Origin of the sequence: Roseovarius sp. EL26 (genome assembly GCF_900327775.1) — a bacterium.
Taxonomy (GTDB): domain Bacteria; phylum Pseudomonadota; class Alphaproteobacteria; order Rhodobacterales; family Rhodobacteraceae; genus Roseovarius.
In genome coordinates, this window is the sequence record NZ_OUMZ01000006.1 from 300,117 (window position 1) to 323,552 (window position 23,436).

Annotated in this window: 22 protein-coding genes; 14 read left to right on the forward strand and 8 right to left on the reverse strand. The window is 55.6% G+C overall.

Annotation, left to right across the window (positions count from 1 at the left end):
* Window positions 1-5: 5 nt before the first annotated feature.
* The 7 genes from D9A02_RS06315 to D9A02_RS06345 are packed head-to-tail and all read left to right on the forward strand — an operon-like array spanning window position 6 to window position 5,434.
* Complete coding sequence (locus D9A02_RS06315; protein ID WP_120500136.1) at window positions 6-242, forward strand: Lrp/AsnC ligand binding domain-containing protein; 237 nt, start codon at window positions 6-8, stop codon at window positions 240-242.
* An 18-nt stretch (window positions 243-260) separates the two neighbouring features.
* Entirely contained in the window at window positions 261-1,403 is a 1,143-nt protein-coding gene (locus D9A02_RS06320; protein WP_174232027.1) for an ABC transporter substrate-binding protein, read from the forward strand.
* A gap of 58 nt (window positions 1,404-1,461) precedes the next feature.
* Window positions 1,462-2,097 (forward strand): LysE family translocator, encoded by a 636-nt coding sequence (locus tag D9A02_RS06325; RefSeq protein WP_120500137.1) that lies wholly within the window; start codon window positions 1,462-1,464, stop codon window positions 2,095-2,097.
* Window positions 2,094-3,014, forward strand: coding sequence for a branched-chain amino acid ABC transporter permease (locus D9A02_RS06330; protein WP_120500138.1), 921 nt, complete (start codon window positions 2,094-2,096; stop codon window positions 3,012-3,014). The genes D9A02_RS06325 and D9A02_RS06330 overlap by 4 nt, the downstream gene beginning before the upstream one ends.
* An 8-nt stretch (window positions 3,015-3,022) precedes the next feature.
* Window positions 3,023-4,006 carry a branched-chain amino acid ABC transporter permease gene (locus D9A02_RS06335; RefSeq protein ID WP_120500421.1) on the forward strand — a complete coding sequence of 328 codons (984 nt, stop codon included), beginning with the start codon at window positions 3,023-3,025 and terminating at the stop codon, window positions 4,004-4,006.
* Window positions 3,999-4,748 (forward strand): ABC transporter ATP-binding protein, encoded by a 750-nt coding sequence (locus D9A02_RS06340; protein WP_120500139.1) that lies wholly within the window; start codon window positions 3,999-4,001, stop codon window positions 4,746-4,748. Before D9A02_RS06335 ends, D9A02_RS06340 begins: the two co-directional genes overlap by 8 nt.
* Window positions 4,745-5,434, forward strand: coding sequence for an ABC transporter ATP-binding protein (locus D9A02_RS06345; protein WP_120500140.1), 690 nt, complete (start codon window positions 4,745-4,747; stop codon window positions 5,432-5,434). The genes D9A02_RS06340 and D9A02_RS06345 overlap by 4 nt, the downstream gene beginning before the upstream one ends.
* 63 nt (window positions 5,435-5,497) lie before the next feature.
* Here D9A02_RS06345 and D9A02_RS06350 read toward each other — a convergent pair whose 3' ends face one another.
* Window positions 5,498-6,874, reverse strand: coding sequence for an FAD-dependent oxidoreductase (locus tag D9A02_RS06350; RefSeq protein WP_120500141.1), 1,377 nt, complete (start codon window positions 6,872-6,874; stop codon window positions 5,498-5,500).
* Between the two features lie 92 nt (window positions 6,875-6,966).
* Entirely contained in the window at window positions 6,967-9,216 is a 2,250-nt protein-coding gene (locus tag D9A02_RS06355) for a heavy metal translocating P-type ATPase (RefSeq protein ID WP_120500142.1), read from the reverse strand.
* 164 nt (window positions 9,217-9,380) lie between these two features.
* On the opposite strand from D9A02_RS06355, the gene rpe reads away from it, so the two are divergent.
* Both rpe and D9A02_RS06365 read left to right on the forward strand, forming a co-directional pair.
* The gene (gene rpe / locus D9A02_RS06360) at window positions 9,381-10,070 is read left to right on the forward strand and encodes a ribulose-phosphate 3-epimerase (RefSeq protein WP_120500143.1); all 690 of its coding nucleotides are present in this window, start codon (window positions 9,381-9,383) and stop codon (window positions 10,068-10,070) included.
* Window positions 10,071-10,121: 51 nt separating this feature from the next.
* Window positions 10,122-11,402, forward strand: coding sequence for an acetylornithine deacetylase/succinyl-diaminopimelate desuccinylase family protein (locus tag D9A02_RS06365; protein ID WP_120500144.1), 1,281 nt, complete (start codon window positions 10,122-10,124; stop codon window positions 11,400-11,402).
* 1 nt (window position 11,403) lies between these two features.
* Here the strand turns inward: D9A02_RS06365 and D9A02_RS06370 are convergent, their stop codons facing one another.
* Genes D9A02_RS06370 through cobU form a run of 3 tightly spaced genes read right to left on the reverse strand, consistent with a single transcriptional unit; the run spans window position 11,404 to window position 13,419 of the window.
* On the reverse strand, window positions 11,404-12,270 hold the full coding sequence (locus D9A02_RS06370; RefSeq protein ID WP_120500145.1) for a glutathione S-transferase: 867 nt from the start codon (window positions 12,268-12,270) through the stop codon (window positions 11,404-11,406).
* A 58-nt stretch (window positions 12,271-12,328) separates the two neighbouring features.
* Complete coding sequence (locus D9A02_RS06375) at window positions 12,329-12,901, reverse strand: histidine phosphatase family protein (protein WP_120500146.1); 573 nt, start codon at window positions 12,899-12,901, stop codon at window positions 12,329-12,331.
* Window positions 12,898-13,419, reverse strand: a complete 522-nt coding sequence (cobU, locus tag D9A02_RS06380; RefSeq protein ID WP_120500147.1) for a bifunctional adenosylcobinamide kinase/adenosylcobinamide-phosphate guanylyltransferase — start codon at window positions 13,417-13,419, stop codon at window positions 12,898-12,900. Before cobU ends, D9A02_RS06375 begins: the two co-directional genes overlap by 4 nt.
* Before the next feature lie 107 nt (window positions 13,420-13,526).
* Here cobU and D9A02_RS06385 point away from each other — a divergent pair, with 107 nt between their 5' ends.
* The 5 genes from D9A02_RS06385 (at window position 13,527) to D9A02_RS06405 (ending at window position 17,988) form a co-directional block, all read left to right on the forward strand.
* The gene (locus D9A02_RS06385; protein ID WP_120500148.1) at window positions 13,527-14,405 is read left to right on the forward strand and encodes an RNA polymerase factor sigma-32; all 879 of its coding nucleotides are present in this window, start codon (window positions 13,527-13,529) and stop codon (window positions 14,403-14,405) included.
* Window positions 14,402-15,166 (forward strand): ChaN family lipoprotein, encoded by a 765-nt coding sequence (locus D9A02_RS06390; protein WP_120500149.1) that lies wholly within the window; start codon window positions 14,402-14,404, stop codon window positions 15,164-15,166. Before D9A02_RS06385 ends, D9A02_RS06390 begins: the two co-directional genes overlap by 4 nt.
* Window positions 15,167-15,234: 68 nt before the next feature.
* The gene (gene coaBC / locus D9A02_RS06395) at window positions 15,235-16,437 is read left to right on the forward strand and encodes a bifunctional phosphopantothenoylcysteine decarboxylase/phosphopantothenate--cysteine ligase CoaBC (protein ID WP_120500150.1); all 1,203 of its coding nucleotides are present in this window, start codon (window positions 15,235-15,237) and stop codon (window positions 16,435-16,437) included.
* A gap of 43 nt (window positions 16,438-16,480) precedes the next feature.
* Window positions 16,481-16,942 carry a dUTP diphosphatase gene (gene dut, locus D9A02_RS06400; RefSeq protein WP_120500422.1) on the forward strand — a complete coding sequence of 154 codons (462 nt, stop codon included), beginning with the start codon at window positions 16,481-16,483 and terminating at the stop codon, window positions 16,940-16,942.
* A complete protein-coding gene (locus D9A02_RS06405) occupies window positions 16,942-17,988 on the forward strand; it encodes a HesA/MoeB/ThiF family protein (protein ID WP_120500151.1) in 1,047 nt (348 codons plus the stop codon). Before dut ends, D9A02_RS06405 begins: the two co-directional genes overlap by 1 nt.
* On the opposite strand, the gene D9A02_RS06410 is transcribed toward D9A02_RS06405, so the two are convergent.
* From D9A02_RS06410 to D9A02_RS06420, 3 genes are read right to left on the reverse strand one after another with little or no spacing between them, the layout of a single operon-like run.
* Window positions 17,985-20,357, reverse strand: a complete 2,373-nt coding sequence (locus D9A02_RS06410) for a DUF1989 domain-containing protein (RefSeq protein WP_120500152.1) — start codon at window positions 20,355-20,357, stop codon at window positions 17,985-17,987. The genes D9A02_RS06405 and D9A02_RS06410 overlap by 4 nt on opposite strands.
* Window positions 20,354-22,330: a proline/glycine betaine ABC transporter permease gene (locus D9A02_RS06415; protein WP_120500153.1), complete on the reverse strand. Its 1,977-nt coding sequence runs from the start codon at window positions 22,328-22,330 to the stop codon at window positions 20,354-20,356. The genes D9A02_RS06410 and D9A02_RS06415 overlap by 4 nt, the downstream gene beginning before the upstream one ends.
* Window positions 22,330-23,358, reverse strand: a complete 1,029-nt coding sequence (locus tag D9A02_RS06420) for a glycine betaine/L-proline ABC transporter ATP-binding protein (protein ID WP_216824952.1) — start codon at window positions 23,356-23,358, stop codon at window positions 22,330-22,332. Before D9A02_RS06420 ends, D9A02_RS06415 begins: the two co-directional genes overlap by 1 nt.
* Window positions 23,359-23,436 lie beyond the last annotated feature (78 nt).

Sequence of the window (23,436 nt, forward strand, 5' to 3'; positions counted from 1 at the left end):
CCAAGATGCGTTGTGTTTTTGTCAATATCCGCTGTCGTCCGGGCACGTCTTACACCGTGGCCGAAAATATCGCGCTGCGTGAAATTCATTCCGAGCTTTATTCGACTTCGGGACCCTTTGACCTATTGCTCAAGCTCTACATCCCCGAGGGCGAGGATGTGGGCAAATACATCAACGATAATCTGCTCGACATCGACGGGATCGAGCGTACCGAGACAACGCTGACCTTCAAAGCGTTCTGAAGTCATAGGGAGAGGGACATGAAACTGAAATCACTTATTGCAGCTGCTTGCATGGGGCTGATCGGATCGGCCGCGCTGGCCGAAGACGGCAAGGTCAAGGTCGGCATGATCACCACGCTGTCAGGCGGTGGTGCGGGTCTTGGCATTGATGTACGCGATGGATTCCTGCTGGCGGCTAAGATGGCTGGGAATGATAATCTGGAAATCGTGGTCGAAGACGACCAGCGTAAGCCTGACATTGCCGTGCAACTGGCTGACAAGATGATCCAATCTGAGAAGGTCGATGTGCTGACCGGCATCATCTGGTCTAATCTGGCCATGGCCGTGGTGCCCACCGCTACTGCGCAGGGTAAGTTTTACCTATCACCTAACGCTGGCCCTTCTGCACTGGCGGGCAAAGGCTGTCATCCAAACTATTTCAACGTGGCATGGCAGAACGACAACCTGCACGAGGCGGCAGGCGGTTATGCCAATGACGCGGGCTTCAAGAAAACCTTCATTCTGGCCCCGAATTACCCTGCTGGTCAGGACGCGTTGACCGGATACAAACGCGTGTACGGAGGTGAGCTGGCCGGAGAGCTATTCACCAAATTGGGACAAAAGGATTACGCTGCGGAATTGGCGCAGATCCGCGCCTCGGATGCTGACAGCATCTTCTTCTTCCTGCCCGGCGGTATGGGGATCTCTTTCCTCAAGCAGTACGCTGACAGCGGCATTGATCTGCCGGTGGTCGGGCCTGCGTTCAGCTTTGATCAGGGTATCTTGCAGGCCGTGGGTGACGCAGCGCTTGGCGTGAAAAACACAAGCCAATGGAACAAAGACATCGACAACGCTGCGAACGCGGCCTTTGTCGACGCATTCCAAGCCGAATATGGTCGCTTGCCGTCGCTCTATGCGTCCCAAGGTTATGACACTGCGAACCTGTTGCTTTCGGCAATGGCCAAGGCAGACGTGAGCGATGCTGATGCGTTCCGTACGGCACTGGAAGCGGCGGAGTTTGCATCGGTTCGTGGCGATTTCGAATTTGCTGCCAACCACCACCCGGTGCAGGACATCTATGTGCGCGAAGTGATCAAAGAGGGTGACGTGTTCACTAACAAGATCATCGGCACCGCGCTGAGCGATCACAGCAACGTCTATGTGGATGACTGCAAAATGTAATCTACCTGGCTGGGCGTAATGTCGCCCAGCCAAATCCTCCCCAATACAAACTAGTTTGATGCCAGATTTCTCTTTGCTTCCCATGATTTTGCTTGCCGCATTGGTGGCCTCGGCCAGCCCCGGCCCGGCAACGATTGCCATTGCAACCACCGCAGCTGAACATGGGCGTCGCCCGGCTCTGGCTTTGGCAAGTGGCATCTTGTGCGGCTCATTTACATGGTCGATTGCGGCGGCCTGTGGATTGGCAGCAATTATGGTAACACATGGTTGGCTGGTCGAAGCAATCCGGTATGCGGGGGCGGGGTATCTTGCGTGGCTGGCATGGAAATCTGCAAGTGCTGCTTGGCGCAATGACGCGGCATTTGCCGATAGCTCTGTGACGCCAGCCTCTTTACGGACCTTTTGGGTGCGGGGATTGTTGCTCCATCTGACAAACCCAAAGGCGATATTCTTTTTCGGCGCGCTTTACTCGATTGCGCTTTCACCCGGGCAATCGTCGGCGACGCTTGTGATGATCGTGATGGCCGTGGGATTACAAAGTGCCGCGGTTTTTCTGGGTTATGCCGTGTTGTTCTCAAAGGCGGGGTTTCGTCGGGGCTATGCCCGCGCGGCAAGAGGTATTCGCGCCACTTGCGCGGTTCTGTTCGGCGGCTTTGCCTATAAGCTTCTGACCCTTCGGCTAACCTCTGCATGACGACACTTCTCTTCATCGAGCAGGTCCTCAACGGTTTGCAGTTCGGGATCATGTTGTTTTTGATGGCGGCCGGGCTAACGCTGGTGTTTGGCGTCATGGGGTTGATCAATCTCGCACACGGATCGCTTTATATGGTCGGGGCTTTTGCGGCTGCCGCTGTCGCCGGTGCGACGGGGTCGTTCTTGCTGGCTTTGATGGCAGCACTCACCGCCGCCGCCGCTGCGGGTGCGTTAATGGAGCTGCTGGTCATTCGCCGGCTGTATGACCGCGATCACCTTGATCAGGTGTTGGCGACCTTTGCGTTGATCTTGATTTTTTCCGAAGGGACGCGCTGGCTTTTTGGATCATTCCCGCTTTATCTCGATATTCCTGATGCCTTGTCCGGCCCGGTCACCTTACCCGGTGGCATTGAATACCCTGTCTACCGTTTGACGATCATTGTCATCGGGTTGGTTATTGCTGCCGGCCTGTTCTGGTTGATCGCCCACACCCGGCTGGGCATTCGTATCCGCGCGGGCGAATCTGATCGGGAGATGATCGCGGCGCTGGGCGTTGATATCTCCAAGCTGTACACCATCGTTTTTGCGCTGGGCGCGGCCTTGGCCGGGCTGGCTGGCGCATTGGTGGGCGCGATCCAGTCGGTGCAGGTCGGCATGGGGGAGCCCGTATTGATTCTGGCCTTTGTAGTGATCGTCATCGGCGGCATCGGTTCGATCAAGGGCGCGTTGATCGGGGCTATCCTTGTTGGGCTTACCGACACATTGGGCGGCATTGCCCTGCCTGCGATCTTGCGTCTTTTCACCGATAACGCCAGCGCTTCCTCAACCGGTGCGGCACTGTCATCGATGCTGATCTATATCCTGATGGCCGGGGTTCTGATCTGGCGGCCACAGGGTTTGTTCGGAGCACAGGCATGATATCTGGCATGAAGCGCGAGCCTCTCATAAACGCGGCCCTTCTGTTGGGTCTGCTGCTGATCCCGCTTTGGGCCTATGTTACGGATGAGCCCTTTACCATCACGCTTGCTACCAAGGTGGCAATTCTTGCGCTGGCCGGGGTCGGTCTTAATATCGCGCTGGGCTTGGGCGGGCTGGTCAGTCTTGGCCATGCCGCATTTTTCGGCATCGGCGGCTATACCATGGGTATTCTCGCCAGCCATGCCCAAAGCTACACCCCCTTGATGGAAACGCCTTTCCTGCTTGAGGGTACCAAATCCATGCCCGTGATCTGGATCACGGCGATCTTGGCGTCAGGCTTGGGTGCGCTGATCATAGGGGCGCTGTCGCTGCGCACTTCGGGTGTCTATTTCATCATGATCACACTGGCCTTTGGTCAGATGCTGTTCTTCTTCACCATAAGTTGGCCCGCTTACGGTGGCGAAGATGGTCTGTCGATCTATGTGCGCAACGGCTTTCCGGGGATGAACACCTTGGATCCGATCCAGTTTTTCGCCTTGTGTTTTGCCCTGTTGCTGGCCGCCTTGTGGTTCAGTTACCGCTTGGCTAATGCCCCCTTTGGTCTGGCGCTCAATGCCGCGCGCCAGTCGCCCGGGCGGGTCGAAACTGTCGGCCTCAGCCCGTTTCATCTGCGCCTGATTGCCTTTGTCATATCGGGCGCAATCACGGGCCTTGCGGGGGCGCTTTTCGCTGACCTTAACCGCTTTGTCAGCCCGAACATGTTCAGCTGGCAAACCAGTGGCGAGATTATGATTTTTATCATCCTTGGCGGTGTCGGGCGGCTCTGTGGCCCAGTGGCAGGGGCGGCACTTTTTATCATGCTTGAGCATTTTCTTGGCGGTTTGTCCGAGTTTTGGCACATCTGGCTGGGGCTGTTGTTGTTGTTGGTTGTGCTTTTTGCCCGTGGGGGATTGATCGGCGTTTTGGCTGGCAGGCAGGTGGCGCATGACTGATCCGGTTCTGGCCACACATAACATCAGCAAACAGTTTGGTGCACTGAAGGCGAGTGACAATATCAGCCTGACCCTGAAACCGGGCGAGATTCACGCCATCATCGGTCCAAATGGCGCGGGAAAATCAACGTTGATCGCCCAGATCTGCGGCGGCCTGACCCCCGACAGTGGCCGGGTGGAAATGATGGGCCAAGATGTGACCTCGCTGACCACCCGTGCCCGTGCAAAGGCCGGTTTGGGACGCACCTTCCAAATCTCCGCCCTAGCGATGGAGGACACGGTTTTACAAAACGCAGTGCTGGGCGCACTGGGCGCCCGTGGCGGAGCTTTTGCCATGTTCCGTCGCGCCCTATCCGACACAAACCTGCGTGAGGTAGCAATGACTGCACTAGAGCGTGTCGGGCTGGCAGATCAAGCCAGCATGCGCACCGCAGACCTCAGCCATGGCCAGCGTCGCCAGTTGGAAGTGGCGATTGCACTGACATTGAACCCCAAGGCCTTTGTCATGGATGAACCGATGGCCGGCATGGGGGCTGAAGGCTCCGCAAAGATGACCACTTTGCTGGATGAGCTGCGGCAAGAGGCACCCATTCTGTTGGTGGAACATGATATGGATGCCGTCTTTGCCTTGGCGGACCGGCTTAGCGTGTTGGTTTATGGTAAAATCATCGCCACAGGATCTGTGTCTGAGATCCGCGCCAACAAAGCGGTGCAAACGGCCTATTTGGGGGAAGACGCATGAGCCTGTTGTCTCTGTCCTCCATCTCTGCCTTTTACGGTGCATCTCAGGCTCTATTCGATGTGTCCTTTGATCTGGCCGAGGGCGAGGTTCTTGCACTGTTGGGTCGCAATGGCATGGGCAAATCCACCACAATCAAATCGATCTGCCGGATGATGCCAGTGGCGGCGGGGCAATTGGTGTTTGATGGCCACGACCTGACTCGCTTGCCAGCACACAAGGCCGCACGATTGGGTATCGGGTTGGTCCCCGAAGGGCGGCGCATCTTTCCCAATCTCAATGTCTTTGAAAACCTCATCGCCGCCGCTCGCCCGGGTCATTGGGATTTCGCCCGGGTCAGTGCGTTGTTTCCGCGCCTGAACGAACGCCGCGATCAAAGTGCGGCGACATTATCCGGCGGCGAGCAGCAGATGCTGGCCATTGGACGTGCCCTGATGACCAATCCTCGCCTGCTGATTTTGGATGAAGCCACCGAAGGTTTGGCCCCTATTGTACGACAAGAAATTTGGTCCGCCATCCGCACCCTGAAAGGGGAAACCGGCATGGCAATTCTTCTGGTCGACAAATCCTTGTCAGAGCTGTCACAGGTCGCTGACCGCGCCACCATCTTGCAACGCGGGGCCGATGTTTGGTCGGGGCCATTTTGTGATCTGACATCTGACGTCTCAAGCCGCTACATCGGAGTGTGAGGCAGTCAATCCCGATGGTGGATTTGTGTACGTTTTAAGGGGGTAAAACGTACAGGCTGTACGTTAATCGATCCGCACGCCTTGCCGTTTCAGTTCAGACCGGACAGCGCTCAGGTCAACATTGCGCTGACTGCGATTTGATTTGACCGACAGCGCCGCAGCCACACCTGCGCCCTGTCCGGTGACCGCACAGCAGGCCATGTTGCGTGTGCCTGCATGGGCCACTTTGGATCCGCCAATTGCGCGGCCCGGAACCAGTAGGTTTTCAATATTTTGTGGCAACATACAGCTGTACGGCACCTGCATATAGCGCCCGGTGGTGGGCAAGATTAAGATACCGTAACCATCTATGAATTCTGGATAAATTCCGATGCTATCATCAAAGCGCCCCTGATGGCGCATATCTTCATCAGTCAAGTTGTACACCGCATCGATCTTGCGGGTATCGCGCACACCCAGCGACATGCCAAAGTTCCGCAACCGGACGCCTTCGCAGCCGGGCGTGTAGTGGCGCAGGGCTTCAATCGCATGCATCGCTTGCTTGCGGCCTTCAATTTCGAATTTGGTCAGACTGTCTGGGTCGGTGCCATCACAGCCCGCCAGATGCACAAGGTTCATATAGGTCATCTCGCCACTGTCGTGCACCGCACCCCAAGTCCCACCAATGGTATTCAGGTGTGGCGGGATCACGCCATCTTTAATGGCTTGTTCAAAAGGTTTGGCGAGAAACGGGGAAAACATCGTGTCTTCTTTACCATCTGTCTCGACCTCCCACTCGCCGGTAGACCAGTCCTTGTAGGTTTGTGGGTTGGCTTTGACGCCATCCATAAAGGCCTTTTTATCAACGCCAGCCACGTGGAACATCACCGATGCAGCTTGCATTTCCTCGATGGGTGTCATGTAGGTCAATGCACCTGCGCGTTCGGCGACATCGGCATCACCGGTGGCATCAATCACACGTTTTGCCAGGATCGCCTCGCGCCCTGCCTTGGATTCGACGATGATCCCTCTAATTTCATTACCATCCATGATGGGGGCGACGAACTGGCGATGCAGCATGGGGTGAATGCCAGCCTCTTCCACCAACCGGTCGGCGACCAGTTTGAAGCCTTCGCTGTCCAGCTCATAGCTGAGCGACTGGCTTTCTGGCACAGCGGCACCTGCGGCTTTGGCGCGTTGTTCGAACTCCCAGCCAATTCCACCGGCCTCAACTGTGTCTTCGTGACGATACCAAGCGAAGCCTTCAACGCCGACAACCGTGATGTTGCCACCAAAGCAACCGAACCGCTCCACAAGGGCCACCTCAACCCCGCAACGCGCAGCGGCTAATGCAGCGGCCAGACCCGCCGGGCCAGAGCCGACCACCAAAACATCGGTGTCATGAATCACGGGCGTTTCGCGTGGGGCCTCGGAAATGGTGCGGGGGGAAAGATCTTCCATGCGGACCTCGTCATGGGATGCCAGATAGGGGTGAATTTGTGCCTGTTAAAGCGCAGATTGAACGGCACCTTAGCCAGCTTGTGTGAGGGTGCCTAGTGGTTTTTTGAAGCTGCCAGCGCAGGCTGTACACGACGCAAGCGCAAGGCGTTGCTGACCACACAAACCGACGACAATGCCATTGCCCCGGCGGCCAGCATCGGGGACAGCAACAGACCTGTTGCTGGATACAGAACGCCAGCGGCTACTGGCAATAATGCAGCGTTGTAGGCAAAAGCCCAAAACAGGTTTTGCCGGATGTTCCGCATGGTCTGTTGCGACAGATGTCGCGCGTTAATCACCCCTGAAAGGTCGCTAGAAACCAACACAACATCTGCGGTTTCCATCGCAATGTCGGTGCCGGTGCCAAGCGCAATGGCAACATCTGCCTTGGCCAAAGCCGGGGCATCGTTGATTCCGTCACCGACAAAGGCCACGGGGCCGGATTTGCGCAGCTCATCAATTGCAGCGAGCTTTTCTTCTGGTCGAAGGCTGGCGCGAACATGATCGATACCCAATTGTGCGGCGATGGCTTGGGCTGTCTCAGGGCGGTCGCCCGTCAGCATGGCAACCGAAATTCCGTTTTTGTGCAGGGTCTCAATCGCTTGCTTGCTTTCCGGACGCAGTGGGTCGGCAATGCCCATCACGCCAGCGAATGCACCATCAATGCCGATCAAAATTGGGGTTTGACCTTGTTGACCAAGCGTTGCGATCTGTTTTTGATCGGGCAGATCAGAGATGCTGTTTTGTGCAAGGTGTTCTATGTTGCCGATGTGAACGCGTTGTCCGGACACAGCCCCGGCGACGCCAAACCCGGTGGTAGATGTGAAATCCAAGACTTCGGGCAAGGGTTGGTCTGCTACCTCAACCACCGCGCGGGCGATTGGGTGTTCTGATTTCGCCTCAACCGCAGCGGCCATGCGCAGTACCTCAGCCTGATCAAACCCATCGATGATCTGAGTTGTGACGACGGCGGGGCGACCTTCGGTCAGAGTGCCAGTTTTGTCAAAGGCGATCGTGCGGATTTCATCCAGCCGCTGAAGCGCTTCGCCCTTGCGAAAGAACACACCCATTTCTGCGGCACGGCCAGTGCCCACCATGATCGAGGTCGGTGTCGCAAGCCCCATGGCACAAGGGCAGGCGATGATCAGAACGGACACGGCAGCAACCAAGGCATGAATCAAGGCAGGTTGCGGCCCTAAGATGAGCCATGCGATTAAAGTCAGAAGGGCAATTGCAATCACTGCGGGTACGAAGATCCTGATAACCTGATCTGCCAGTGCTTGAATCGGCAATTTGGCATCCTGCGCCTGTGTGACCATACGAATGATCCCGGCCAATGTGGTGCCGTCACCTATACGAGTGGCTTTGAACTGGAACGCGCCTGCTGCGTTGATCGTGCCGCCGATGACCTCATCGCCGGAGATCTTCGCCACGGCTTCTGGCTCGCCGGTGATCATGCTTTCGTCAACGTAAGATTGGCCCGAGGCAACTGTGCCATCGACTGGTAACCGCTCACCTGGTTTGATCTGGATGACGTCACCGATTTTCAGTTCGTCCACCGCAATGGCGATCCAATTTTTCCCACGTTTTACCAATGCTGTTTCGGGTTGCAGGCCTATCAAAGCCTCAATCGCGGCACCGGTTCTGCCGCGTGCGCGGGCCTCTAACCAACGGCCGGTCAGGATCAGTGTGACAATAACCGCGGCGGCCTCAAAGTACACAACCCGTGCCGTTTCGGGGAAAAGCCCGGGTGCCAGCAGGACGAGGGTGGAATAGGCCCATGCTGCACCACTGCCGAGAGCCACAAGGCTATTCATTTCTGGCGCACGTTTGGTCAAAGCGGGAATGCCGATGCTGAAAAATATGCGACCCGGCCAGAACAGCACCACCGTGGTGAGTAAAAATTGCAGAACCCAAAGTTGACGCACACCAATGGTTTGATGCAGCCAATGATGAAAGCTTGGGAACAGATGCCCACCCATTTCCGTGACAAACACCGGTAGGGTCAGTATGGCGGCGGTCATCATTCTGCGCTGCGCCTGTGCGATCTGGGCAGTATGGTTTTGCGCGCTTTTCGCGATGCCACCTTCGGTATTGAGCCACGCCTGATAACCGGCCTCTTCGACGGCGTTGATTAAAGATTTTTGAAGGACTTGATCTTTTGGAAATTCGATCACTGCAGTGGAGTTGGCAAAATTAACAGTGGCGGTTTCAACGCCGGGTACAGCGTTTAGCGCGCGTTCGGTACGGCCTGCGCAGCCCGCGCAGCTTAACCCGCCGATATCTAGTCTGACCGTTTGCATAACTTGCGCTCATCCGCTTTGTCTTCATGATTAGATAGAGGGACGCTGCGACCGAAGGTCAAGGGGGTGGGTGAAATCGTGTTCAGGCGGTGCCGGGGGTTGACCTGAGGGGCGCGACGGCTCATGAGCAAGGCATGTCAGGCTTACCCACCCGGAGACACCCCATGACCTTTGATCGTTCTATCAAAATCGCCCCATCCATTTTGTCAGCGGACTTTGCCAATTTTGGGCAGGAAATTCAATGTGTCGAAGCGCAGGGCGCGGACTGGATCCATGTGGATGTGATGGACGGGCATTTCGTGCCGAACCTGACCTTTGGTCCGCCGCTGTGCGCTGCCATTCGCCCACACATCAAAACGGTGATGGATATCCACCTGATGATTTCGCCGGTTGATCAATACCTTGGTGCATTTGCTGATGCTGGTGCCGATATTATTACCGCACATCTTGAAGCGGGTCCTCATATTCACCGTACATTGCAAGCCATTCGTGGGCTTGGTTGCAAGGCGGGTCTTGCGTTGAACCCGGGCACTGGCATCGAAGACATTGATTACCTGCTGGATATGGTGGATCTGATCTGTGTGATGACCGTTAACCCCGGCTTTGGTGGGCAAAAGTTCATCCACAGCCAGATCGAAAAGGTTAAAAACCTGCGCGCCAAAATTGGTGACCGCCCGATCCATATTGAAATTGATGGTGGCATCACGCCCGAAACCGCTCCGCTAATGGCGGCGGCGGGTGCCGATGTACTTGTGGCGGGTTCCGCTGTGTTTAAAGGCGGATCGGTCGACAATCCTGCACCATATGGTGAAAATATCCGCGCGGTTCGTGCTGCGGCAGAGGCTGCGCTGTAATCTCCGACGGATTGGCTTGCTTGAGGTGCAGAGGCACCGCATAGTCTGGCCATGACCGTTGCACATAAGCTTAGAACAGAGATTGAAAACCGGCGCGATGATCTGATTGCGCTGACGCAGGATCTGATCCGCATTCCGACTTTGAATCCGCCGGGCGCGAATTATCACGAGATTTGTGACTATCTGGACCGCCGTTTGTTGCATTCGGGGTTTGAGACCGAACTGGTGCGGGCCGAGGGGGCGATTGGGGATAGCGACAAATATCCGCGCTGGAACATTGTTGCGCGCAAGTCGGGCAAGCACCCCGGCGAATGTGTGCATTTCAACAGTCATATTGATGTGGTTGAGGTCGGGCATGGCTGGACGACCGATCCTTTTGGCGGTGCGGTGATAGATGGCAAGATCTATGGTCGTGGAGCTTGCGATATGAAAGGCGGATTGGCAGCCAGTATCATTGCGGCCGAGGCGTTTATTGCGATTTGCCCTGATTTTGCAGGTGCGATTGAGATCAGCGGAACTGCGGACGAGGAATCAGGTGGATTCGGTGGCGTCGCCTATCTGGCGGAAAAGGGGTATTTCTGCCCCGACCGCGTGCAGCATGTGATTATTCCGGAGCCATTGAACAAAGACCGCATCTGTTTGGGGCATCGTGGTGTCTGGTGGGCCGAGATCGAAACCAAGGGTGAGATTGCCCACGGATCCATGCCATTTTTGGGTGATTGTGCCGTACGCCATATGGGGGCGGTTGTGCAAGAAATGGAACAGAGCCTGTTTCCAGCCCTTGCGCAGAAACGCACCGAGATGCCGGTGGTTCCCGATGGCGCAAAACAATCGACTTTGAATATCAACTCGATCCATGGGGGCGAACCGGAACAAGAGGCTGATTACACTGGATTGCCTTCGGCCTGTGTGCCTGATCGTTGCCGGATGGTGATCGACCGGCGGTTCCTGATCGAGGAAAATATCGAAGATGTCGAAGATGAGCTTCGCACGGTTTTGGAGCGTGTACGGGAGGAACGACCCGGGTTCGACTATGACATTCGCGAGCTGCACCGGGTTTTGCCGACAATGACCGAACAGGATGCGCCAGTGGTGTCATCAGTGGCCAAGGCGGTGAGTGAAGTCTTTGGTCGCGAGGCGGAGTATGTCGTTAGCCCCGGCACGTATGATCAGAAACACATCGATCGAATTGGGCGCTTAAGCAACTGTATCGCTTATGGCCCGGGGATTTTGGATTTGGCGCATAAACCCGACGAATACGTCGGCATCGATGACATGATCGAATCCACGCAAGTGATGGCGCTGGCGCTGCAAGATCTGCTTGGCAATTAGTTTACAGCAAGGCCATGAACTTGGGCCACGCCTTGGGGTCGACGACAGTTTTGTTGCGGCAAAAGGCGTTGCAGAATCCGAAGATGCGGTCATCCATCTCTAAAAAATGTGTGACTATATCGCCTGAATATGGGCAAAATTCATTCTCTGATGGACCTGAGTCAACGGGCTTGGCCGCAAGGGGGGCGGGGCCGGGCCATGGGGCGGTGTCATAGGTTTGTGCATAGCGATTGAGTGTATCGCCATGCACGAGGCCCATGGCACGCCACTGGCGGAAGGATGTCTCATTCAAGTGGGCGTTAACGTAGACCTGAGCCGATTCCGAAACAGGCAAGCCGTACCCTGCGATGCGAGCCGCAATTGGCGCATAGAAGGCGTCGACTATGCCGTAGTCGCCACATAGCCAGGGCCCATCAGATTGACAGGTGGTGCGGGCGTGGTCCCAGATTAGCTCAATACGTTTTAAGTCTTCCATTAGGCTTTCTGATGGGGTGACACCGGAATAGGCTCGCCGCAGATTCATCGGGCAGTCGCTTCGCAGGTGACCAAAGCCAGAGTGCATTTCGCTGGCCAGTGCACGCGCGGTGGCGCGCGCCTTGGGGTCTGCAGGCCAAAGCGGCAGATTTGGGTGCCGCGTGGCCAGCTCTTCAGCGATGGCGATGGTCTCGCCGACAATGGCCCCTTCAGTCGTGCGTATCGCGGGCACGGTTTTGGCTGGGGCCCAGTCGGGCATTTGCGCCGGGACGCTGCCTTTCTTGAAATCTACAAATGTGGTGCTGCGTGGCAGGTCGAATTTATCGAACAAAAGCCAGATGCGCAGGGACCAGCTGGAATAGGCGCGATCGCCGAGGATAAGATCATAAGTCATAAAGGCAGCTTAGTGGGGTAATTCCACAATGCCCAACGATGAATTGTGCGCGTCCCCATCACGGGAGGTGATTGATCCGTTCAGCGTGCCAGCCAGAATTTTTCAAATGCAACTCGGTCACAGATAGGTTGTCGATACGATGGCTAAATGACTCGTAGGCGCTGATCTTTAGGGCATGCTGAACCTGTGTCAGAATTGCCCCGAAGTGAGCAACAACAATCAGGTCTTTGTCGGGATGAGCACGTAATAAGCGTTCTACGGCTCCGGTAACCCGGGCAGAGACCTCATGCCAGCTTTCGCCATTTGGAGGGGAGATGTCGCCGGGATCATCCCAATATCGCCGGATGTGATCTTGATCTTCGATGGCGTCAAAGCGTTGCAATTCCCAGTCACCAAAGTTGATTTCACGTAAGTCCGGGTCATGCGGCAGCCGGGAACGATTTCCCGCAATCGCATCGGCGGTGGCACTGGCGCGGATCAGATCAGAAGAGATGACCAATGCGTCTGGCGGCAGAAAGGCCGCTAGACGAGCCAATTGTTCGGTATCGCTTAGGTCGGCGGGAATATCAGACCATCCGACCATTGATTTGGCATGTGTGGGGCCATGGCGGATCAAAAACAGGCGGCTCACGGCAATGTGCCTTTCAGAACCTGTGGAAGCCCGGCGATAACGTTCACCACCAGACCAGCCTTTGCTGCAAGGCGCTGGTTTAATAGACCCTGTTCCTGCCGAAAACGCCGCGCGAGTGCGTTGTCAGGGACAATTCCCAGGCCGGTTTCGTTCGAGACAATTACCACCGGAGCCGCACATAACGCCAATCCCTGCATCAAGTCGAATTCCGCTTGTACAAGGTCATTTTCTGCCAAAAGTTGATTGCTAAGCCACATTGTGGCACAATCAAGTAGAACCACCTGTTCACCGTGAACCGTGGCCAGAACGCGCCCGGGGTCAAGCGGCACTTCTATTGTGTGCCAGTTTGTGCCTCGCATTTCCTGATGTTTTGCGACCTTGGCCTGCATTTCAGTATCATAAATTTCTGCGGTGGCCAGATAGGTGCGTTGACGGCCGGTGTTGATCACCAGCCCTTCGGCGAAGGCGGATTTACCCGAGGCTGCGCCCCCAAGTACCAATGTCAGTCCCGGTAGCATCGCGTTTGTGCACCCTTATTTGATCCGGAGTGATTTGGACTGCGTATCATTTGATGAGAGACTGAGAAAGAGATGATTGACTAGACCTGAGCGGGAAGGAGGCTCAGATGCCACTGGATGCCCCAAGTTCAAACCAGATGTCGCGCAAAGCGATGAAAGCCGAATTGCTGGATGCCGAGACCGAACGGCAGCTGGCCTATGCATGGCGCGATCAGCGCGATGAGGCGGCACTACATCGATTGATCACGGCCTATATGCGGTTGGCGATTTCGATGGCGTCCAAGTTCAAACGTTACGGGGCGCCGATGAACGACCTCATTCAGGAGGCGGGTCTGGGGCTGATGAAGGCCGCAGACAAGTTTGACCCGGACCGCGGCGTGAGGTTTTCAACCTATGCAGTCTGGTGGATCAAGGCATCGATTCAGGACTATGTGATGCGCAATTGGTCGATGGTGCGCACCGGGACAACCAGCAGTCAGAAATCGCTGTTTTTCAACATGCGTCGGGTGCAAGCACGTCTGGAGCGCGAGGCGATGACCCGTGGTGACGAACTGGACACCCATCAGCTGCGCGAGATGATCGCAATGGAGGTTGGTGTGCCGGTGCGTGATGTGGAAATGATGGCAGGACGATTGTCTGGTAGTGATTTCTCTCTCAATGCATCGCAATCCACCGAAGAAGAAAGCCGCGAGTGGATCGATACCCTCGAAGATGACGCACCGCGTGGTGATGAGATTGTTGAGGTGGCCCATGATCAACAAGCGCTGCGGGATTGGTTGCAACGTGCGATGGCCCATCTGAATGCACGCGAGCGGTTCATTATTCAAGAGCGCAAATTACTGGAGACACCGCGTACATTGGAAAGTCTGGGGATTGAGCTGAGCCTGAGCAAGGAACGTATTCGTCAGGTAGAAGCGGCGGCATTGCAAAAGCTGCGTCGTACTCTTGAACAATACGGGCCAGAGGTGCACAACCTGATCACATGAAGATCAGTCATGTTGTCATTGGGTTGTTTTTGTCTGCCAGTTCCGCTTTGGCGCAGGATGTGTTGATCTTGGGCGAAATTCACGACAACCCCACCCACCATATCACCCAATCAGAGCGCGTTCAGGCGTTTAAGCCTGCTGCGATTGTGTTTGAGATGCTGACCCCATTGCAGGCGTCGCAGTATACCCCGGGGCTTCGGGATGATGCGCGTGCTTTGGCACAGGCGTTGGAATGGGAAAACAGCGGTTGGCCAGATTTTGAGATCTACTATCCGATTTTTGCAGTAGCAGGTGAGGCCAGAATATATGGTGCAGGAGTCCCACGTAAGGAGGGCCGTCAGGCGATGCAGGAGGGGATTGATGCCGTCTTTCCTGAGGCTAAGCGATTTGGCCTTACTGCCCCTCTTTCGGAAGATCAGCAAATTCAGCGTGAGGCCCTGCAACATGCTGCGCATTGTGATGCCTTGCCGGCAGAAATGTTGCCAGTGATGGTTGAGATACAGCGCCTGCGTGACGCAGTTTTGGCACGTGCCGTTCTAACGGCACTGGATGATACTGGCGGGCCGGTTGCTGTGATCACTGGCAACGGACATGCGCGCAAGGATTGGGGCGCATCGGCAGTGCTGGCAGATCTGGCCCCGGACTTGCAGATCTATGTGTTGGGTCAAACCGAAGAGGGGGCCATGCTGAACGGTGGATTTGATGAGGTAATCTCAGCGTCTGCGATTGAACGGGAAGACCCTTGCGCCGCGTTTCAGTAGGCGGCTGCCCTCTTGTGTCTGTGGCAGCTGCGCCATAGTGTCAGCAACGCAGTGAAAGGAACCTGCCCATGCTGGCCGAAAAACGCATTCTTTTGATCATTGGCGGGGGTATTGCCGCGTTTAAAGCTCTGGATTTGATCCGACGTTTACGTGAACGCGGGGCTGTGGTGACGCCGGTGCTGACCAAAGCAGGCGAAGAATTTGTCACGCCATTGTCGGTATCGGCCCTGGCTGGACAGAAGCTTTACCGTGATCTGTTTGATCTGACCGATGAGGCCGAAATGGGTCACATTGAACTGAGCCGGAGCGCCGATCTGATTGTTGTGGCCCCGGCCACTGCGGATTTGATGGCCAAGATGGCGCAGGGGCATGCCAATGATTTGGCCTCGACTTTGTTACTGGCCACCGACACGCCAGTAATGATTGCGCCTGCGATGAATGTGCGGATGTGGGAGCATCCCGCGACACAGCGCAATCTGACGACGTTGCAGAACGATGGAATAATGGTTGTTGGCCCAAATGAGGGTGACATGGCGTGCGGCGAATATGGTCCGGGGCGCATGGCTGAACCGTTGGAAATTGTGGCCGCAGCAGAAGCCGCTTTGGTTAACGGTCCATTGAACGGTAAGCGCGTATTGGTGACGTCCGGCCCGACGCATGAACCGATTGATCCGGTGCGCTATATCGCCAATAGGTCATCCGGTGCGCAGGGCACTGCCCTGGCGCAGGCGTTGTCGGCGCTGGGAGCGGAGGTGGTGTTTGTCACTGGACCGGCGGACGTGCCGCCACCACAAGGGGTGCAGGTGATCAAGATTGAGACAGCACAGCAGATGTTGGAGGCGGTTCAGAACGCCTTACCAGTGGATGCAGCAGTATTTGCAGCAGCAGTGGCTGATTGGCGGATGGCGCAAGCCTCGGATAAGAAGATGAAAAAAGACAGTACGGGTGTGCCTGTGTTGGAATTTACGGAAAATCCCGACATTCTGGCAACCATCAGTCAGATGGGGGAAGGCCGTCCCAGTTTGGTGGTGGGCTTTGCGGCTGAAACCGATGATGTGATCGAAAATGCCACGGCCAAACGTAAGCGCAAGGGCTGTGACTGGATTGTCGCCAATGACGTCAGCCCCGAAACCGGGATTATGGGCGGTCAGGAAAATGCTGTGACCTTGATTTCGGATCGGGGGGCTGACAGTTGGCCACGTATGGCCAAAGCTCAGGTCGCTAAACGATTGGCGCAAGAGCTGGCGCAGGCGCTTTTGGCTAAGGGCTGATGTCTCCGGCGGGTGTATTTTAGGAAAGATGAAGGGGCTGGGGATGGTCGCGATTCAGATGCTTTGGGATGAGGGGGCTGACCGGTCCTTGGGTTTGCCGTCTTATGAAACAGCCGGTGCTGCGGGGGCAGACCTGCGGGCGAACTTCCCTGAAACCGCGCGGGCGGGTGTAACCCTTGCACCGGGCACGCGTGCGTTAGTGCCCACGGGGCTGCGGCTGGCTATTCCAGCGGGGTACGAGGTGCAGATCAGGCCGCGTTCAGGCTTGGCGTTGAAGTATGGGATTACTTTGCCCAACAGTCCGGGCACGATTGATAGTGACTATCGCGGACCTTTGGGGGTGATTGTTTTGAATGCGGGGGCTGAGGCGTTTGAAATCACGCACGGTATGCGGATTGCGCAAATGCTGGTGGCCCCGGTGATACAAGCCGAGTTTGTGCAGGTGGATGCTTTGGATGAAACCACGCGCGGTGGCGGTGGCTTTGGTTCAACCGGGGTCGGCTAATGTTATTGGTATTGGTCTTGATGGCTGCAATTTGGGGCATGGGCATTGTTATGAAAGTGCCGCACAGCCTGCGCTGGGGCATGATCGTTTTTTTGTGGCTAGCGGTGATTTTGCTTCACCTCATTTTGCCTAATGGCCATGCACTGCGAATGGCCACCGGAGAGAGCGCGGCGACATGGTTGATATTGGGTGGTGCTGTGGTGGTGATTTTATTTTACCGCGTCGGATTGGGAAAGTTGCGCGCCAAAGCACAAACACCGGCAGAGGTCGTATCTTCGCCCAAGACATTCACACAAACTGAGTTGGAGCGCTATGCCCGCCACATCGTGTTGCGTGAGATTGGCGGGCCGGGGCAAAAGGCGCTGAAGCAGGCGCAGGTTCTGGTGATTGGCGCGGGGGGACTTGGATCGCCGGCGTTGCTTTATCTGGCTGCGGCGGGGGTCGGCACCATCGGGGTGATTGACGATGACGTGGTCGAAAACTCTAACCTGCAACGGCAAGTGATCCACCGCGATCAGGATATAGGATTGCCCAAGGTACAATCGGCTATGAAGGCGATGCAGGCGCAAAATCCGGCGGTCAATGTTCGGCCTTATCAGCGGCGGCTGACGCCAGAAATTTCCGAAGATCTGTTTGCTGACTATGATCTTATATTGGATGGGACGGACAATTTTGAAACCCGCTATCTGGCCAACGCTGTGGCGCATAAACTGGGAAAGCCTTTGATCTCAGGAGCACTATCGCAATGGGAAGGGCAGATCAGCGTGTTCGACCCTGCAAATGGTACACCCTGTTATGAGTGCATCTTTCCCGAAGCCCCTGCGGCTGGGTTGGCACCGTCTTGTGCAGAGGCGGGCGTTTTGAGCCCCTTACCGGGTGTGATCGGAGCTATGATGGCGGCAGAGGCGATTAAGGTGGTCACTGACGCGGGTACAGCCCTGCGTGGTGAGATGCTGATCTATGATGCGCTATATGGTGAGACCCGGAAATTTGGACTGGGCAAACGCGAAGATTGCCCAGTCTGTGGTGCGATCAAATCTGACTAGTCATAGTTGCCTTTGACACGCTCTTTGGTTGGGTCAAAATGCGGAAAGGCACTGATTGTGGCCTTGAGCCGCTTTTGCTGGCCATCTAGTTGACCGATTTCGATGGCTGATCCGGGCTGTGCATGGGTTGTGGAAACCCGCCCAAGGGCAATGACCTTACCAAGGATTGGTGATTTCATGGCAGAGGTGATTTCGCCAACTTGGGCTTTGCCTACACGTACACAATCACCGGGGGCGGGAATGATGCCACCTTCCACTTCAAACCCGACCAGCTTGCGATGAGGGTGGGCTTTGCGTTCCTCAATTGCGGCGCGGCCGATAAAGTCATCTTCCTTCGATTTCAGTGGTACGGTGAAGCCGATGCCAGCCTCGAACGGGTCAGTCTGGTCGTCAAATTCGCTACCCGCAAAGATCAATCCGCCTTCGATCCGCAGAAGGTCAAGGGCCCCAAGGCCAAGCGGCACGATGTTGTATTCCTGCCCGGCTTCCCAAACGGCATCAAAGATTTCAACGGCGTCTTTCGGATGGCAGAAGATTTCATAACCTAACTCACCCGAATAGCCGGTGCGGGAAATCACCACAGAGGTGCCGGTCACATCGCCCACGCGTGCGATGGTCAGCCGGAACCACGGTAGTTCCTCAATCGTGGGCTGTTGTGGGTGGGTCCAGAAGATTTTTGACAATATATCGCGCGAATGGCGTCCCTGCACGGCGATGTTGTGCAGTTGATCAGTAGAATTGCGCACCCAGGCATTTAAACCGTGTTTTTGTGCCTGTTCTTTCAACCACAGGCCCGAGGTGTCGTTGCCGCCGATCCAGCGAAAGTTGGTATCGCCCAGACGGTAAACGGTGCCATCGTCAATCATGCCGCCGTGTTCATAACACATGGCAGTATAGACAACCTGACCAACGCTGAGCTTTTTCATGTTTCTGGTCACACACAGCTGCATCAGGTCTTCGGCGTCGGGGCCTGTGACCTCGTATTTGCGCAGCGGAGATAGGTCCATCACAGCGACTTTGTCACGGCAACCCCAATATTCTGCAATTGTGCCGTGATTGCTCATTGTATTGGGCAGCCAGTAGCCGTTGTATTCAATAAAGTCCCGCGTATGACGGGCGAAACAATCGTGAAATCCGGTTTTTTTGGTTTCTTCCACATCGGCCTCCGCTGATTTCCGGTAGCCGACCGAGCGGCTGAAGTTTTCGTTGTTTTTGTAAGTACGCACCTGAATGTCGGTGGGGCTCCAGCCATTGGCTGGGTCGATGTCACAGGGGCAAGCCGTTGAGATACAGACCAGATCGGTCAAAGCTTTGAGCAGGACAAAATCCCCCGGACGTGACCAAGGGTCATCCATTCCGATGGCATTGGTGTCATCCAGCATCGTATTGAAGAAGAAATTGATCGCAGGCCAGCCACCGCGCGGGCGAATGCCGTATTGGTCAAGATCCTTGTTGATATTGTCCGAGCAGTTCAAATGCCCGGGATAGCCAAGATCCTCATAATAACGGGCGGTGCAAGCCAAACCAAAGGTGTCATGACGGCCGCAAGTGTCTTGAACAATTTCGATCAGCGGTTCTTGATCACTTGACCAGTATTTGCTGAAAATCCCTGGTTGAGGGTACAGGCTGCCCATCAGGCTGCGGGTTGTGGTTGGGTCGATCTCGCGTTCAAGCCCTTTGTCTAGCGCGCGCGCTGAGAAGGCCTGAAAATCGCTGCACTCACGACCTTTGATATCCAGAACCTGAATGTATTCGCCTTTTTTGACCTGATAGGAGGTGGCGTTGCCGGGTTGAATGTTGAAATCCAATAATGGGTCTGCCAGCGGGTCTGGTGGGCCGACCTCTTGTTTGCCTGCGCTGGGGTCTGCCCGGCGGATATACAAGATTAGATCCGTTGTTGTATTGTGCTGCTCTGGCGACATTGGCCCGCCGGTGGCTGCGACAATCAACAGCCCGTCACGTTCGGCGACAAAGCTTGCCATGTCACCGGGGTGAGAGCCCTCACCAAACACGGCAATCCCGTCGCCTTTGCCTAAATTGAAGCCTGCGGCGTCCAATGCGCGCAGAACTTTGGCACCTGACCGCGATCCGTTTGCCAATGTGGCAATCGTGGCTTCGGGTCGACCATGGCCTTTGACCCCCAGATAAGCCGCATCCGAGGATTTATCTGGCGCAAACATCACCAGCTCTCCGGGTTGTAGCCCATCTCGGTCGAGGACCGAGACCTCATCGCCCCTATATACGGGGACTGCACGCGAGCCACCGCCCGGAACAGGGTGACGTTCTACCCCGTGCGGTAGTATCGGTGTGCCCGGTGTAATGACGCCTTTCCTTTCGAAGGGCGTCTCAAAAACGGGTTTCATGTTCATATTCCCAACCCCAGTGCCTTTTTGCGGGTTTCAGTCCATTTACGAATGATCATGTCAAAGCTGAGCGCCATCAACGACACGTCCATGCCAAGAACGAAGTTCTTGCCCAGATCGGTGCCCGCCAATGTACGTTGCAGTTCTTGCCCCAAATCCTGGGTTCCGATGAAGGCGGCAATGATCACCATGAAGAAGGCGAACATGATGGCCTGATTGAACCCAACCGCCATAGTTGGCAGAGCCAGCGGCAGCTGAACGGACAGCAGTTTTTGCCGTTTGGTGGCACCTGACATGTCTGCCGCTTCGGTCATCTCTGGTGGCACGGTGCGCAGGCCTTCGATGGTGTAGCGTGTCAAAGGCACGGCGGCGAAGATCAAGATTGAGAACACCACAGCCACGTCATTGACGCCAAACAGCATGATCGCAGGGATCAGGTAGATGAAGCTTGGGAAGGTTTGTGCGGTATCGCAGGCCAGTAGAATGCGTTTTGACCATTTCTCGGATTGTGCCGCCAGAATACCCAGTGGCAGGCCGATAAAGGTGGCAAGGATCACCGCAGAGATCACAGTATAGAGCGTGATAACTGCGCGGTCCCACCAGCCGGTTGCTGCGACGATGGCAAAGAACAGCCCTGCGATCATCGCTTCGCGACGACCTGCCAACCACCAGCCAAAGGACATGATGACCAGAATGAAGGCAGGGGTCGGCACCCACAATAGCGCATTACGGAAGGGGATCAGAACCCAGACATTCAAGAACCAGCGCAGCCATTCAGTGACGGCACGAATACCATCGATGGCCAGAAATCCCTTGATCAGTGTATCGATTTGCTTGCCTTGCGACAGGCTTTGCTTGCGACCAACTTCGGATAGGATCGGGATCAATTGTGATAATCCGAGGAACAAGACAAAAGCGCCCACGGACAGCAGCGCATATTTGTGACGTTGCCACCAGGGTGCGCCGCGTTCAAAATGCTCGGGCTGTTTCAGAACCCAAGCTTTTGACATCCGGTCCAGCGTGATCGCGAACAACACGATCGTGATACCGATTTCAAAACTGCGACCGATTTTGAAAGAACCCATCATGGCCAGAAGTTTTGCGCCGAGTCCGGGCATGCCAATAAAGGCGGTCAGAACGACCATGGCAAGGCAAAGCATGATCACTTGGTTTACACCAACCAAAATCTCGGTCCGGGCGGCTGGAACATAGACGCGGGTCAGCATCTGCCAGCGGCTGCAGCCACACATTTGGCCAGCTTCGATCACCTCTGAGGACACTTTACGCAAGCCAAGTGTTGTCATCAAAATCATCGGTGGTACGGCAAAGACAACCGTGGCTACGGCCCCGGCTGTAGGGCCAACTTTGAAGAAAATGACCGCCGGCAACAGATAGGTAAAGAATGGCAGGGTTTGCAGAATACTCAGAACCGGGCGGATGAACTTCTCAAACCAGTTGTATTTCCAAGCGGCGATGCCAAGCAAAAGGCCGACTAGAATGGCAACAGGTGCGGCGACAACCAGAACCGACATCGTCTGCATTGCAATCTTCCACTGGCCCACAAGCGCGGTCCAGATGAAGGTGAAAGCGGCCAGTGCAGCCAGTCTCCAGCCACCAAGGTAATAGGCAAGCACTGCAACTGCGGCGGCAATGGCAGACCATGGAATGGGCCCGATGCGCGGCCAGCGATTGCGCCCGTACAGCAGGTTCGCAGTCACATCGAGTAGTTTTTCCAACCCGGCAGAGATGGCCCGTGTTAGGTGGATGAGCCCTAGGTCGTCTTTGATGAAGTTAAAGACCGCATCAAGCCAAATGTCCCACGGTAAAATGGCACCTTCGGGAACCCGGATCAGCCAGGCTGGCAATAAAGGACGCAAAAGGATCAGGGCAAAGGCCGCGAATAGCAGGCCGATCGCAATCTGGTTTCGACTCAGGCCAGAGTTGGCCGAGTTCATGGTATTTGTTGTTGTGCTGGCCATCAGTCCGCCTCGAACAGAACATCAAGGGCGGTTTGTCGGTTCAGCACACCGGCGATTGCACCGTCATTCCCTGTGACGGGAAGAATTTCGCGGGTATCGTTGACCAGAATTTTAGCAAGATCACGCAGGGAGGCATCGGCGCCAATGCCGTCACCCTCAGGTGTGGTGCCGTTCATAGGCTGCATGATTGCGCCCGCTGTTACAACGCGGGCTTTATCAATTTCTTCGGTGAATTTACGCACATATTCCGTTGCCGGATTCATCACGATCTTGTCTGGGGTATCGCATTGCTCAACTGCGCCATCTTTCATGATGGCGATCCGGTCGGCCAGACGCAGGGCCTCGTCAAAATCGTGGGTAATGAAAACAATGGTTTTGCCGAGCATTTCCTGCAGGCGCAGGAATTCATCCTGCATTTCACGGCGGATCAGCGGATCCAACGCCGAGAAAGGTTCATCCAGGAACCAGATGTCAGGTTCAATCGCCAGACTGCGGGCGATACCGACGCGCTGTTGCTGGCCTCCGGATAGCTCGCGTGGGAAATACTCCTCGCGACCTTCAAGCCCAACAAGTTTGATCACCTCCATGGCACGTTCGCGGCGTTCGTGGCGGTCTTGACCACGCATTTCCAGTGGGAAGGCCACGTTTTCCAGAACGGTGCGGTGTGGAAGCAGGCCAAATGACTGAAATACCATTCCCATTTTCGAGCGTCGCAGCTCGATCAATTCTTTTTCGGATAGAGACATGATGTCTTGGCCATCGACCTCGATCACGCCGCCGGTGATGTCGTGCAGGCGCGAAAGACAGCGCACAAGTGTGGATTTACCTGAGCCGGAAAGCCCCATAATGACCAGCATTTCCCCGCGACCAACGTCAATAGAGACATCTTTGACACCCGCAATATACCCATCAGCACGGATCTCATCGAAAGAATGCCCTTCTGGCATTTGATCGAGATAGCGTTTTGGGTGCGGTCCAAAAAGTTTCCAAACGTTTTTTGCAGAGATCACTGGGGAGGTGGCCATTATAATTTTTCGCTTTTCTGTTGGCTAAGATTAAATTTGCCTGCCTCTTGTCAAATGAAGAGGCAGGCAAGGCTAGGACGA

What these genes read in the sequence shown, in the direction of transcription:
- D9A02_RS06315 (WP_120500136.1), top strand. Translation starts at nt 6, where the DNA reads ATGCGTTGTGTTTTTGTCAATATCCGCTGTCGTCCGGGCACGTCTTAC.
- D9A02_RS06320 (WP_174232027.1), top strand. Translation starts at nt 261, where the DNA reads ATGAAACTGAAATCACTTATTGCAGCTGCTTGCATGGGGCTGATCGGA.
- D9A02_RS06325 (WP_120500137.1), top strand. Translation starts at nt 1,462, where the DNA reads ATGCCAGATTTCTCTTTGCTTCCCATGATTTTGCTTGCCGCATTGGTG.
- D9A02_RS06330 (WP_120500138.1), top strand. Translation starts at nt 2,094, where the DNA reads ATGACGACACTTCTCTTCATCGAGCAGGTCCTCAACGGTTTGCAGTTC.
- D9A02_RS06335 (WP_120500421.1), top strand. Translation starts at nt 3,023, where the DNA reads ATGAAGCGCGAGCCTCTCATAAACGCGGCCCTTCTGTTGGGTCTGCTG.
- D9A02_RS06340 (WP_120500139.1), top strand. Translation starts at nt 3,999, where the DNA reads ATGACTGATCCGGTTCTGGCCACACATAACATCAGCAAACAGTTTGGT.
- D9A02_RS06345 (WP_120500140.1), top strand. Translation starts at nt 4,745, where the DNA reads ATGAGCCTGTTGTCTCTGTCCTCCATCTCTGCCTTTTACGGTGCATCT.
- D9A02_RS06350 (WP_120500141.1), bottom strand. Translation starts at nt 6,874, where the DNA reads ATGGAAGATCTTTCCCCCCGCACCATTTCCGAGGCCCCACGCGAAACG.
- D9A02_RS06355 (WP_120500142.1), bottom strand. Translation starts at nt 9,216, where the DNA reads ATGCAAACGGTCAGACTAGATATCGGCGGGTTAAGCTGCGCGGGCTGC.
- rpe (WP_120500143.1), top strand. Translation starts at nt 9,381, where the DNA reads ATGACCTTTGATCGTTCTATCAAAATCGCCCCATCCATTTTGTCAGCG.
- D9A02_RS06365 (WP_120500144.1), top strand. Translation starts at nt 10,122, where the DNA reads ATGACCGTTGCACATAAGCTTAGAACAGAGATTGAAAACCGGCGCGAT.
- D9A02_RS06370 (WP_120500145.1), bottom strand. Translation starts at nt 12,270, where the DNA reads ATGACTTATGATCTTATCCTCGGCGATCGCGCCTATTCCAGCTGGTCC.
- cobU (WP_120500147.1), bottom strand. Translation starts at nt 13,419, where the DNA reads ATGCTACCGGGACTGACATTGGTACTTGGGGGCGCAGCCTCGGGTAAA.
- D9A02_RS06385 (WP_120500148.1), top strand. Translation starts at nt 13,527, where the DNA reads ATGCCACTGGATGCCCCAAGTTCAAACCAGATGTCGCGCAAAGCGATG.
- D9A02_RS06390 (WP_120500149.1), top strand. Translation starts at nt 14,402, where the DNA reads ATGAAGATCAGTCATGTTGTCATTGGGTTGTTTTTGTCTGCCAGTTCC.
- coaBC (WP_120500150.1), top strand. Translation starts at nt 15,235, where the DNA reads ATGCTGGCCGAAAAACGCATTCTTTTGATCATTGGCGGGGGTATTGCC.
- dut (WP_120500422.1), top strand. Translation starts at nt 16,481, where the DNA reads ATGGTCGCGATTCAGATGCTTTGGGATGAGGGGGCTGACCGGTCCTTG.
- D9A02_RS06405 (WP_120500151.1), top strand. Translation starts at nt 16,942, where the DNA reads ATGTTATTGGTATTGGTCTTGATGGCTGCAATTTGGGGCATGGGCATT.
- D9A02_RS06410 (WP_120500152.1), bottom strand. Translation starts at nt 20,357, where the DNA reads ATGAACATGAAACCCGTTTTTGAGACGCCCTTCGAAAGGAAAGGCGTC.
- D9A02_RS06415 (WP_120500153.1), bottom strand. Translation starts at nt 22,330, where the DNA reads ATGGCCAGCACAACAACAAATACCATGAACTCGGCCAACTCTGGCCTG.